Here is a 12,460-nt window from a genome sequence, read left to right as displayed (position 1 = left end):
CCGGCCCGCCCCGGTGGCCGCCGCGGGCGAGGAAGTCCGCCAGCGGCAGGGTCGCCGCCCCGACCGTCACCGCGTCCGGCCCCAGCCGCCCCAGCTCGATCCGCACCCGCCCCGCCGGATGGGCCAGCGAGTACGCCGTGGCGTGCCGCCGGACCGCCGGCAGGAAGCGCGCCCCCAGCTGCAGTCCGGCCCAGCCGCCGATCAGGATCCGCTCCGGCTGGAACAGGTTGACCAGGTCGGACAGCCCCGCGCCGAGGTACTCGGCGGTCTCCTCCAGCACCCCGAGCGCCACCGGGTCGGGCGTGCCGCCGCGCTCCGGGTGGGCCGCCGCCAGCAGCGCGGTCAGCGAGGTCTCCTCGTCGGCGCCCTCCGGCGGACGCCCGCCCGCCTCCCGCCAGCGGGCCACCAGCGCCTCCGCCCCCGCGTACGCCTCCAGGCAGCCGAGCGCGCCGCACCGGCAGCGCCGCCCGCGCACCCGCACCGTCAGGTGGCCCCACTCCAGGGCCCGGCCGTGCTCGACGTCGTCGGAGACCAGGCAGGCGCCGACGCCCGAGCCGAACAGGACCACCACCGCGTCGCCGGCGCCCCGGCCGGCGCCGAACCACATCTCGGCCTGGCCGAGGGTCTTGGCGCCGTTGTCGATGAAGTACGGGACCCGCTCCGGGAGCCCGGACCGCTCGCGCAGCAGAGCCTCCAGCGGGACGGCGTCCCAGCCCATGGTCTGCCCGTGCACCGTCGCGCCCCGCTCCGGGTCGCGGGCGACGATCCCCGGCACGCCGATGCCGACGCCCAGCAGCCGCTCCGGCGCCAGGCCGGCCGTGGCCAGCACCTCGGCGACGCCGTCCCGGATGTGGCCGGTGACCACCTCCACGTCGTACCGCTGGGGCTCCAGCGGCCGCTCCGTGCGGGAGACCTCGGCGAGCGACAGGTCGAACAGCTCGACCCGGACCCGGGTCTCGCCGACGTCGACGCCGATCAGGTGCCCGCTCCCCGGCACCACCCGCAGCAGGGTCCTCGGGCGTCCGCCGTCGGAATCGACGCTGCCGGCCTCCTCCACCACGCCGTCGGCGATCAGTTCGGCGACCACGTTGCTGACCGACCCCGAGCTCAGTCCGGTGGCCGGGCCGAGGTCGAAGCGGGTCAGCGGCCCGTCGAAGTACAACTGGCGCAGGACGGCCGCCCGGTTGCCCCGCCGCAGGTCACGCACCGTGCGTCCGTTCCGCGCCCTCATCCGGTTCCTTCCGTTCGTGTCCCCGAACGCAAGATACCTCTGCGCGACGCCTTGACGCGACCTTCTCACAGGTCTTAACTCACGGCCTGAATTAAGTCGTGACGGGACGCGTCGCCCCAGCGGGCCCGCAGGCCGTCGACTCCCGGGAAGGGACCCACGTACCCATGCGCAGAATCCGAGCCGCGGCCGCCGGTGCGGTCACCGTCTCCCTGCTGGCCGCCGTATCCGCCTGCGGCGGCGGTTCGGCGACCGGCGGCGGGTCCGGCGACTCGCCCGAGAAGCTCACCTACTGGGCCTCCAACCAGGGCCCCAGCATCGAGGCGGACAAGAAGATCCTCACCGCCGAGATCGCCAAGTTCGAGAAGGAGACCGGGATCGACGTCGAGCTGGAGGTCGTGCCCTGGAGCGACCTGCTCAACAGGATCCTCGCCGCCACCACCTCCGGCCAGGGGCCGGACGTGCTCAACATCGGCAACACCTGGTCCGCGTCCCTCCAGGCGACCGGCGCCCTGCTGCCCTGGGACGACGAGAACTTCGGGAGGATCGGCGGCCGCGACCGCTTCGTGGAGTCCGCGATCGCCTCGGCGGGCGCAGAGGGCCAGGACCCGGCCGCCGTCCCGCTGTACTCGATGGCCTACACGCTCTACTGGAACAAGAAGATGTTCGCCGACGCCGGCATCACCGAACCACCCGCCACCTGGGACGAGATGGTCGAGACCGGCAAGAGGCTGAGCGGCGACGGGAAGTTCGCGCTGGGCGCCGAGGGGGCCAACCTCTCGGAGAACATCCACCACGTGTTCACCTTCGGCCGGCAGCACGGCACCGACTTCTTCACCGCCGACGGCAGGCCCGAGTTCACCTCCGACGCCGCCGTGGACGCCGTGAAGCAGTACGTCGACCTGATGGCCGAGCACGAGATCATCGCCCCGGGCAACGCCGAGTACGCACAGAACCAGTCCCTCCAGGACTTCGCCAGGAACAGGACGGCGATGGTCATGTGGCAGAACGCGCAGACCGCCTTCGCCTCCCACGGGATGGAGGACGACGACTGGGGCGTCGCCCCGATACCCGTGCGGTCCGGCGAACCCGGCGCCGGCACCGGCGTCAACTCCATGGTGGCCGGGATCAACATGGCCGTCTTCAAGAACACCGACAACCTCGACGGCTCCCTGGAATTCGTGAAGTTCATGACCAGCGACGCCGAGCAGAAGGCGCTCAACTCCGCCTACGGCTCCATCCCGCCGGTCAAGGCCGCCCAGGACGACCCGGCCTTCGACGGCCCCACCCAGAAGGTGGTCCGCGACACCCTCGCCAGGAGCGCCGCACCGCTGCCGCAGGTCCCCTCCGAGTCGCAGTTCGAGACGGCCGTCGGCACCGCCGTGAAGGAACTCTTCGCCGAGGCCGCCGCCGGGAAGCCGGTCACCGAGGACCTCGTCCGGGAGAAGCTCACCAAGGCCCAGCAGCAGATGCCGCAGGGGTGAGGCGGCACATGACCACCACCCTCGCTCCCCCGGAGGGGACGCGGGCGGCTGAGGGGGCGGCGCGCACACCGCGCCGCCCCGGACGGCCGCGCCGGGCCTGGCTGCCCTACGCGCTGCTCCTGCCCGCGCTCGCCCTCGAACTCCTCGTCCACCTGGTGCCGATGGTGTACGGGCTGCTGATGAGCTTCAAGGAGCTCACGCAGTTCTACATCCGCGACTGGACCACCGCCCCCTGGCGGGGCCTGGAGAACTTCCGCGTCGCCGTCGACGTCGACACGCCCGTCGGCGCGGCGCTGCTGCACTCCTTCTGGGTCACCTGCCTCTTCACCGTCCTGTCGGTCGGCCTGTGCTGGCTGCTGGGCACCACCACCGCCGTCTACCTCCAGGAGTCCTTCCGCGGCCGCGGCCTGCTGCGCGCCCTGTACCTGGTGCCGTACGCGCTGCCCATGTACGCCGCCGTGATCACCTGGACGTTCATGTTCCAGCGGGACAACGGCCTGGTGAACCACGTCCTGGTCGACCAGCTCGGCCTGTTCGACGAGGCGCCGTTCTGGCTGCTCGGCGACAACAGCTTCTGGGCCATGCTGGTCGTCTCGGTCTGGAGGGGCTGGCCGTTCGCCTTCCTGATCGTGATGGCCGGCCTGCAGACCGTCCCGCGCGAGCTCTACGAGGCGGCCGCCCTCGACGGCGCGGGCCGCTGGCAGCAGTTGCGGCAGGTCACCCTGCCCTCGCTCCGGCCGGTCAACCAGGTCCTCGTCCTGGTGCTCTTCCTGTGGACGTTCAACGACTTCAACACCCCGTTCGTCCTCTTCGGGAAATCGGCCCCGGAGGCCGCGGACCTGATCTCCATCCACATCTACCAGGCGTCCTTCGTCACCTGGAACTTCGGCAGCGGATCGGCCATGTCCGTCCTGCTGCTGCTCTTCCTGCTCGTGGTCACCGCCGGGCACCTGCTGATCACCTCACGCGGACGGAGGAAGGCCGATGGCTAGCGCGCCCAGGTCTCCCATGGCCGCGCCCCGCTCCTTCGTCTGGTCGCGGCGCGTGTTCCTCACCCTGCTCACCGTCTTCGTGGCGGTGCCGGTCTGGGTGATGGTCTCCAGCTCGCTCAAACCGCTCCAGGACGTCTCGGGGGAGTTCCGCTGGCTGCCCGCGGAGCTCACCCTCAGCCCGTACGTCGACATCTGGTCGACCGTCCCGCTGGGCCGCTACTTCGTCAACTCGCTGGTCGTGGCGGGCGCGGCGACCGTCTGCTCGGTGGTCATCGCGATCTTCGCGGCCTACGCGGTGAGCCGCTACGAGTTCCGCGGCAAGCGGTTCTTCACGGTGACCGTGCTGTCCACCCAGATGTTCCCGGGCATCCTCTTCCTGCTGCCGCTCTTCCTGATCTACGTCAACATCGGCAACGCCACCGGCGTCGCCCTGTTCGGCTCCCGCGGCGGTCTGATCCTCACCTACCTGACCTTCTCGCTGCCGTTCTCCATCTGGATGCTGATCGGCTACTTCGCCTCCGTGCCGCGAGAGCTGGACGAGGCGGCCCTGGTGGACGGCTGCGGGCCGCTGGGCGCACTGCTGCGCGTGGTGGTGCCGGCCGCGGTGCCCGGCATCGTCGCCGTCACCGTCTACGCCTTCATGACCGCCTGGAGCGAGGTGCTCTTCGCCTCCGTGATGACCAACGACACCACCCGCACCCTCGCGGTCGGCCTGCAGGCCTACGCCACGCAGACCGAGGTCTACTGGAACCAGATCATGGCCGCCTCCCTGGTGGTGAGCGTGCCGGTGGTCGCCGGCTTCCTGCTCCTCCAGCGCTACCTGGTGGCCGGCCTGACGGCCGGCGCCGTCAAGTGACGGCCCACCGCCCGGCACCTTCCGCACCTTCCGAAGGGAAACCCGTGTCCATCGACCTCGCCGCGCTGCCCCGCGACTTCCTGTGGGGCACGGCCACCTCGGCCTACCAGATCGAAGGAGCCGTCACCGAGGACGGCCGCTCGCCCTCCATCTGGGACACCTTCTCGCACACCCCGGGCCGCGTCGACAACGGCGACACCGGCGACGTGGCATGCGACCACTACCACCGCTGGCGCGAGGACGTCGCGCTGATGCGGGAACTCGGCGTCAACGCCTACCGGCTCTCCGCCGCCTGGCCCCGGGTGGTCCCCGGTGGCGACGGACCCGTGAACGAGCGGGGCCTCGACTTCTACGACCGGCTGGTCGACGCCCTGCTGGAGGCCGGCATCACCCCCTCCGTCACCGCCTACCACTGGGACCTGCCGCAGGTCCTCCAGGACCGCGGCGGCTGGCCCGAACGGGACACCGCCCACCACCTGGCCGCCTACGCCTCCGCGCTGGCCGGACGGATCGGCGACCGGGTGAAGCACTGGGCCACGCTCAACGAACCGCTCTGCTCCGCCTGGATCGGGCACCTGGAGGGCCGGATGGCCCCGGGCCTCACCGACCTGACCGCCGCCGTCCGCGCCTCCTACCACCTGCTGCTCGGACACGGCCTGGCCGCACAGGCCATCCGCGCCGCCGCGCCCGGCGCCCGCGTCGGCATCGTCAACAACCTCTCCGAGATCCGCCCCGCCTCGGGAAGCGCCGAGGACCTCGCCGCCGCCCGCCGGATGGACGGGCACACCAACCGCTGGTGGCTGGACCCGGTGCACGGGCGCGGCTTCCCGGAGGACATGCGCGAGGTCTACGGCGTCGAACTCCCGGAGCGGGCCGGTGACCCGGAGACGATCGCGCAGCCGCTGGACTGGCTGGGCCTGAACTACTACTTCCCGATGACGGTCACCGGTGACCCCGCCGGCCCCGCGCCGTACGTCCGCGAGGTCCGGGTGCCCGACGTGCCGCGCACCGGCATGGACTGGCAGGTCGACGCCGGCGGCATCGAGTCGCTGCTGCTGCGGCTCACCGAGGAGTACGGGGCCCGCGAGCTGTACGTCACCGAGAACGGCTCCAGCTACCCGGACGCGGTGCGCGAGGACGGCGGCGTGGACGACCCGGAGCGGACCGCCTACCTCGAGGGCCACCTGGCCGCCTGCGCCTCCGCCGCCCGCAAGGGCGCGCCGCTGGCCGGCTACTTCGCCTGGTCGCTGATGGACAACTTCGAGTGGGCCTACGGCTACGACAAGCGGTTCGGCCTGGTCCACGTCGACTACGCCACCCAGCGGCGCACGGTGAAGGCCAGCGGCCGCCGGTACGCGGAGATCGTCCGCTCCCACGCGGAGCCCGGCGGGGAGGGTCCCGCGGTCTGACCCTCCCGGCGTGACGGAAGGCCCCCCGGTCACCGGGGGGCCTTCCTCGTGTGCCGTGCGCGAGCGGGCGCCGGGTCACGGGCCGCCTACGGGAAGCGGACGACCTTCGAGGGAACGGTGTCCGAGCCGGAGGTGGCCGACCCGGTGTCGTTGATGACGTGCCGGTACTGGCCCATCCCGCCGAGGGAGATCACTTGGAGGTGGTTCATGCTGATCCCCGGCTTCACCGGCACCTGGAAGCCGTGGTGCTGCACGATCGACGGGTCGGACGTGTAGTTGCAGTAGCTGCCCAGCGCCCACGCCTCGTGCGTGTCCACCGAGTCCGCCACCTTGTAGGCGGCCCAGCCCACGATCCCGTCGTGGGTGACGGCCGCGGCGTTCGGGGCGTCGTACGCCTTCTCGTTCTGGAAGAAGATGGTGCGCCCGCGCTCGCCCTGCCACAGGACGTCGTACTTGTTGAAGTGCTCGACGAACAGGCCGGTGGTCAGGACGTCGTCGCCGTTGACGACCATGCCGTAGTCGGACCGGTTGGTCTCCCAGCCGACGCCCGCGCCGTGGTCCGCGCGCCAGATCCAGGTGTGGTCGACCAGCACGTCGTCGCTGTTGATCACCACGCCGTTGGTGGCCAGGCCGGGTCCCGCGCCGCCGACGCGGATGAACACGTCCTGCACGGTGGTCGGGTTGGCGGCGTGGTCCGCCGAGGCGCCGGACGGGCCGACCCGCAGCAGGGTGTCGGAGCGGGTGGCGCCGGCGTCGATCAGGAAGCCCGCCAGCCGCACGCCGTCCACGTCCGCGACGTGCAGGGCGTCGACGCCGTTGTCGGGGACGAAGGTGGCGAGGCCGAGGCCCAGGACCACCGTGTTCGCCCGGTCGACCTCGATCGGCCGGTCCAGGTGGTAGACGCCCGGGGTGACCAGCAGGTGCAGGCCCTGGGCGAGGGCGGCGTTGATGGTGGCCGCGGTCGCGCCCGGCTTGACCACGTAGAACTGGTCCAGCGGGAGCGAGGTGCCCGCGTTGGCCGGCCAGGAGACGCCGCGGGCGTTGGTGCGCTTGGCGGGGACGAACACCTTGTAGGCGGAGCCGTCCAGGTACAGGAACGGCTTCTCCCGGGAGATCGGCGTGGTGTCCATGGTGGTGTACGGGCCGGAGGCGAAGTTGGTCGCCGGGGCGCCCTGCACGCCGGTGAACGTCATGTTCCAGACGCCGTTGGTCCAGCCGCCGACCGAGCTGTCCCGGGTGTACCACTGCTGCTGCGAGTACGGGCCGACCGTGCCGTCGACCTTCGAGTCGGCGATGTACCCGCCGGAGGCCCACCCGTAGCCGTTCGGGGCGAGGTTGAGCCCGCCCTGGACGTGGATGCGGCGGAACGGGGCGGCCTGGGCGACCGCCCACCGGTTGGTGCCGCTGACCGGGCGGATCGCCAGGTTCTCCGCCGAACGCCAGAAGTTCTGGGTGGCGTTGCCGTTGAACCAGCCGGCGTCCACGGTGACGTCGCCGTTGATCTGCGTGTCGTCGGGGTTGATGCCGAGGCCGGAGATCGAGGTGTAGAAGCCGATCTGCGCGTTGATGCCGTTGTAGGTGCCCGGCTTCAGCAGGAACTGGTAGCGGCCGTCACCGAACTGGGCCTCCTCCTGCCGCGCGAACACCTCGTCGAAGCGCTGCTGGAGGCCGGGCGTCGACGGGTCGACGACGATCACGTTGGGCCCGAGGTCGCCGCCGCCGGTGACCGGCGGGACGCCGCCGCCCGAGCCGGTGCGCACGGCCATCTCCCACAGCGAGTAGCCGTAGGCCGTGGCGCGGGCGGTGCCGTGCATCCGGACGTAGCGGCCCGACCCGGCGACCTCGTAGGAGGCCTTGCCGCCGGTGGCGCCGGTGACGTTGCGCAGCGTCGTCCAGTTGGTGCCGTCGGACGAGACCTGGAGGGTGAAGTCGCGTGCGTACGCGGCCTCCCAGTTCAGGTCGACGCCGCAGACGTCCCGGACCGAGCCGAGGTCCACCCGCAGCCACTGCGGGTCGGAGTGGGCGCTCGACCAGCGGGTGGCGGCGTTGCCGTCGAAGGCGGCGGAGGCGGCGAGACCCGCGCCCTCGGTGGAGGAGGCGGTGGCCGGCCGGTTCAGCGCGGCGTTGGCCGTGGAGCAGCCGGAGGCGGTGCCGGTGGTGCCGAACACCTGGAACTCCCAGAGGGAGACGCCCCACTGGGTGGCCCGGCGGTCGGCGTACATCCGCACGTGCCGGGCGGTGCCGGAGACGTCGACGGTGTCGGTGCCGCCGTCACCGCCGGTCACCTTGCGGGCGTCGGTCCAGGTGGTGCCGTCCGGGGAGAACTGGATGCGGTAGTCGGCCGCGTGGGCGGCCTCCCAGCGCAGCACCACCCGGGTGACGGAGGCGCTCGCGCCGAGGTCGACGCGCAGCCACTGGTTGTCGGCGGCCGTCGACGACCACCGGGTGCCGGTGTCGCCGTCGACCGCGAGCCCGGCCGCGTGCACCGGGCTCTCGTCGGAGGAGGAGGCGGCCGTGCGGCCCTGGGAGAGGGGGACCTCCGCGGCGGCCGACGCCCTCGGCGCCTGGTCCGGCCGCGCCGAGGCGGTCTGTGCGGGGAGGGTGAGCAACGCCGCCGTGGCGACGAGAGCGGCACCCAGGGATCTGAGTCTCATGTCCTGGCTCCATGCGGGTGGAAGTACGGGGGGATGACGTCCGCTCGCGCGACGATGGAACTGTGCGACTTAATTCAGGGTTTGATTTAAGGGGTGAGCCGATGCCCCGACAAGCCCTCGCGCACGCATTCGTGAAAAGAAGTCAGCTCTGCCCGAGGGGTGACGGGCGCGGGACGCGCCGCGTGTGCTGAGCGGGGCGGGAGGCCGGACCCGCCATGGTGGGGGCGTGGACCTCACCTTTGTCCGGGAAGTCGTCGACGCGCGCACGGCCGGTGGCTGGCGGCCGGGCGACGCGTGGCTCGCGGGCGGCACCGGGCTGTTCGCCGAGCCGCGCCCGGGCCTCCTGCGCCTGCGCGACCTCGCCGGCCTCGGGTGGCCGCCGCTGACGGCCGGCCGTGACGGCCTCACCGTCGCGGCCACCTGCACCGTCGCCGAACTGCTGGCCTTCGCCGAGGACCCCGGCGGGCCCTGGCCGCGCGGACGGGCGTTCGTCGCCCGGTGCTGCCGGGCGTTCTCCTCCTCCCACAAGATCTGGAACACCGCCACCGTCGGCGGCAACATCTGCCTGGCCCTCCCCGCCGGGCCGATGATCACGATGGCGGTCGCACTGGACGGCCGGTGCCGCCTCGTCACCCCCGACGGCGCCGAACGCACGGTGTCGGCCGAGGAACTGGTGTGCGGGAACGGCCGCACCCGGCTGGCGGCGGGGGAACTGCTCCGCGACGTCACCCTGCCGGCCGCCGCGCTGGAGCGGCGCACCGTGCTGCGGCGGGTGGGCCTCCAGCCGCGGGGCCGGTCCGCGGCCCTGGTCACCGCCACCGCGGAAGAGGCCGCCGTGCGTGCCGTGACCGCGTTCACCGTCACCGCGGCCACCGTCCGGCCGGTCACCGTCCGCTTCCCCGCCCCGCCCACCGCCGCCGTGCTGCGGCGGGCGCTGGAGGAGGCGTTGCCGCCCGGGCTGATGCTGGACGACGTCCACGGGCACCCGGTCTGGCGGCGTCACCTGTCCCTGCACCTCGCCGAAGAGGCCCGCCGCCGCCTGGTGGGGGAGACGGGCCCGGACGGGGGCCGGACGCGGGCGGCGGACCCGGACCCGGCGGGGGAGGGCTGAGCCGATGCCGTTCCGCGTCCGGGTCGACGGCCACGAGGCCGGCCGGCCGCCCGCACCCGGACAGTGCCTGCGCACCTACCTGCGTGACCTCGGCCGCACCGGTGTGAAGAAGGGCTGCGACACCGGTGACTGCGGGGCCTGCACCGTCCTGGTCGACGGGCTGGCCGTGCACAGCTGCCTGTACCCGGCCCACCGTGCGGACGGACGCGCGGTCACCACCGTCGAGGGCCTGGCCGGGGAGCGGCCCCACCCGGCGCAGCGGGCGTTCGCCGAGGCGGGCGCCTACCAGTGCGGCTACTGCACGCCCGGCTTCGTCATGACCACGGCGGCGCTGACGCCGGAGCAGGCCGAGGACCCGGCCGAGGCGTTCAAGGGCAACCTGTGCCGCTGCACCGGCTACCGCGCCCTGGCCGGGGCGGCCCGGGCGGCCCGCGAGGCCGGGGCGGCCGGGGCGGCCCGCGTGGTGCGCCGGGACCCGTCCGGAGGCCTGCCCGGCGGCGGCGCGCCCGGAGTCCCGGACGGTGAGGACCGCGCCGGCCCCGGCGATGAGGCCCGCGCCGTCGTCACCGGAGCCGTCCGGTTCACCCTCGACGGTCCGCCGCCGCCCGGCCTGCTGCACCTCGCGGTGGTCCGCTCGCCGCACGCCCACGCCCGGATCGTCTCCGTCGACACCGCCGCCGCCCTGGCCGCCCCCGGGGTGCACGCCGTGCTCACCCACCACGACGCGCCGCCCGCCCGCTTCTCGACCGCCCTGCACGAGCGCCCCGGCGACGACCCCGCCGACACCCGCGTCCTCGACGACGTGGTCCGCCACGTCGGCATGCGCGTCGCCGCGGTGGTGGCCGAGAGCCCCGCCGCCGCCGAGCGGGCGGCCCGGCTGGTCGACGTGGCGTACGAGCCGCTCCCCGCCGTCCTCGACCCGGAGGAGGCGCTGCGTCCCGACGCGCCGCGGGTCCACCCCGACGGCAACGTCGTCCACGAGATCCACCGGCGGGCCGGCGACCCGGACCGCGGGCTCGCGGAGGCGGACGTGGTGCTGGAGGCGGAGTTCCGCACCCCGCGCGCCCAGCACACCGCCCTGGAGTGCCACGCCACCCGGGCCTGGACCGGCCCCGACGGCCGCCTGCGCGTGCACACCGCGACCCAGGCGCCGCACCTCGTCCGCCGCACGCTGTGCCGGGTCCTCGGACTGCCCGAGGAGCGGGTCAGGGTCACCGCGGGGCGGCTCGGCGGGGCGTTCGGCGGCAAGCAGGAGATGCTCACCGAGGACCTCGCGGTGCTCGCCGCGCTGCGCACCGGCCGCCCGGTGCAGTGGGAGTTCACCCGGGCCGAGGAACTCACCGCGGCGACGGTCCGCCACCCCTTCCGGATCCGCGTCACCCTCGGCGCGCGCCGGGACGGCAGGCTCACCGGCGTCAGGATCCGCGCGGTGGCCGACACCGGCGCCCTCGGCAACCACGGCCCCGCCGTCCTCGACGCCGCCTGCACCGCCGCCGTCCTGCTGCTGGACTGCCCGGACATCGCCGTGGACGGGTACAGCGTCCGCACCCACCACGTCCCCTCCGGCGCCTTCCGCGGCTACGGCGCCGGGCAGGCCGCCTTCGCCGTGCAGTGCGCCCTCGACGAGCTCGCCCGCCTCCTGCGCCTCGACCCCCTGGAACTGCGCCGCCGGGTCCACCCGCCCGCCGGCGGGTCCTCACCCGTCGCGGGCACGCCCGGACGGCGGCCGGTCGTCGACGACGGGCTCGCCCGGTGCGCCGAGGTCCTCGCCGCCGCCCGGGAACGCCGCCGCCGGGAACACCACCGCCGGGACGGCCGCCGGAACCGCCCGGACGGCCTCCCGCCCGGCGCGCTGATCGGCGAGGGCCTGGCGTTCGCGGCCCAGCCGACCCTGCCCGGCGACGGCCACGTCGCCACGGCGGCCGTCACCCTGCGCCCCGACGGCGACTACGAACTGTCCACCGGAGCACCGGAGTTCGGCAGCGGAACCGGACCGGTGCTGCGCCGCGTCGCGGCCGCCGCGCTCGGTGTCGCCCCCGAGCGGGTGCGTCACCGGCAGGCCGACACCGACCTGCTCGGCCACGACACCGGCGGCTACGGCTCCACCGGGGCGCTGCTCGCCGGCGAGGCCGTCGGGAGGGCCTGCCGGGCCCTGCGGGAACGCGCGGCCGGGAACCCGGGACGGCCGCTGTCGGCCACCGGGCGTGCCGCGGCCGACGACCTGCCGCTGGGCGTCGCCGCGTGCGCACAGTGGTTCCGGGTCGCCGTCGACCCGGCGACCGGGGTGGTGCGGGTGCTGGACAGCGTGCACGTGGCCGACGCCGGACGGGTGCTGGACGCCGGACGGTGCCGCGCCCAGGTCGAGGGGGCCGTCGCCCAGGGAGCGGGCCTCGCCCTGTGGGAGGAACTGCGCACCGGCCCGCACGGCGGCGTCGTCACCGACAGCCTGCGCGGCTACACCGTGCCCCGGCTCGGCGACCTCCCGCCCACCGAGGTGCACCTGGTCACCGCCGAGGGCCACGGGGCGGCGCCCGCCGTGCCCAAGCCGGTGAGCGAGCTGCCCTTCAACCCCGTCGCCCCGGCCCTCGCCAACGCGGTCCGGGACGCCACCGGGGTGCGCCTCGGCGACCTGCCGCTGCGGGCGGACGCCGTGTGGGCGGCGCTGCGCGGCCGGGCGGGGAGGGGCGCGGGATGACCCGGGCCGGCCGCCGCGTCCACGCGGCGGC

At 74.1% G+C, this 12,460-nt stretch carries 8 protein-coding genes; 6 read left to right on the top strand and 2 right to left on the bottom strand.

What is annotated here, in order from left to right; translation table 11 throughout:
• Positions 1-1,231, bottom strand: a 1,231-nt coding sequence (locus A2U95_RS01790; RefSeq protein WP_166020487.1) for an ROK family transcriptional regulator, incomplete at its 3' end; no start/stop codon positions are given.
• A gap of 164 nt (positions 1,232-1,395) precedes the next feature.
• On the opposite strand from A2U95_RS01790, the gene A2U95_RS01785 reads away from it, so the two are divergent.
• From A2U95_RS01785 to A2U95_RS01770, 4 genes are read left to right on the top strand one after another with little or no spacing between them, the layout of a single operon-like run.
• Complete coding sequence (locus A2U95_RS01785; protein ID WP_166020486.1) at positions 1,396-2,712, top strand: ABC transporter substrate-binding protein; 1,317 nt, start codon at positions 1,396-1,398, stop codon at positions 2,710-2,712.
• Between the two features lie 8 nt (positions 2,713-2,720).
• Complete coding sequence (locus A2U95_RS01780) at positions 2,721-3,704, top strand: carbohydrate ABC transporter permease (protein WP_166020485.1); 984 nt, start codon at positions 2,721-2,723, stop codon at positions 3,702-3,704.
• Positions 3,697-4,560 carry a carbohydrate ABC transporter permease gene (locus tag A2U95_RS01775; protein ID WP_166020484.1) on the top strand — a complete coding sequence of 288 codons (864 nt, stop codon included), beginning with the start codon at positions 3,697-3,699 and terminating at the stop codon, positions 4,558-4,560. Before A2U95_RS01780 ends, A2U95_RS01775 begins: the two co-directional genes overlap by 8 nt.
• Positions 4,561-4,604: 44 nt before the next feature.
• Positions 4,605-5,969, top strand: a complete 1,365-nt coding sequence (locus A2U95_RS01770) for a GH1 family beta-glucosidase (protein WP_166020483.1) — start codon at positions 4,605-4,607, stop codon at positions 5,967-5,969.
• A gap of 86 nt (positions 5,970-6,055) precedes the next feature.
• On the opposite strand, the gene A2U95_RS01765 is transcribed toward A2U95_RS01770, so the two are convergent.
• Positions 6,056-8,623, bottom strand: a complete 2,568-nt coding sequence (locus A2U95_RS01765; RefSeq protein ID WP_166020482.1) for a discoidin domain-containing protein — start codon at positions 8,621-8,623, stop codon at positions 6,056-6,058.
• Positions 8,624-8,849: 226 nt separating this feature from the next.
• Here A2U95_RS01765 and A2U95_RS01760 point away from each other — a divergent pair, with 226 nt between their 5' ends.
• Both A2U95_RS01760 and A2U95_RS01755 read left to right on the top strand, forming a co-directional pair.
• Positions 8,850-9,734 (top strand): FAD binding domain-containing protein, encoded by an 885-nt coding sequence (locus A2U95_RS01760; RefSeq protein ID WP_166020481.1) that lies wholly within the window; start codon positions 8,850-8,852, stop codon positions 9,732-9,734.
• A 4-nt stretch (positions 9,735-9,738) separates the two neighbouring features.
• Positions 9,739-12,429, top strand: coding sequence for a molybdopterin-dependent oxidoreductase (locus tag A2U95_RS01755; protein WP_166020480.1), 2,691 nt, complete (start codon positions 9,739-9,741; stop codon positions 12,427-12,429).
• Positions 12,430-12,460 lie beyond the last annotated feature (31 nt).

The organism is Streptomyces chilikensis, assembly GCF_001642695.1.
GTDB lineage: Bacteria > Actinomycetota > Actinomycetes > Streptomycetales > Streptomycetaceae > Streptomyces > Streptomyces chilikensis.
The sequence above is the reverse complement of the archived record's forward strand: the minus strand, read 5'-3'. Positions and strand labels throughout refer to the sequence as shown.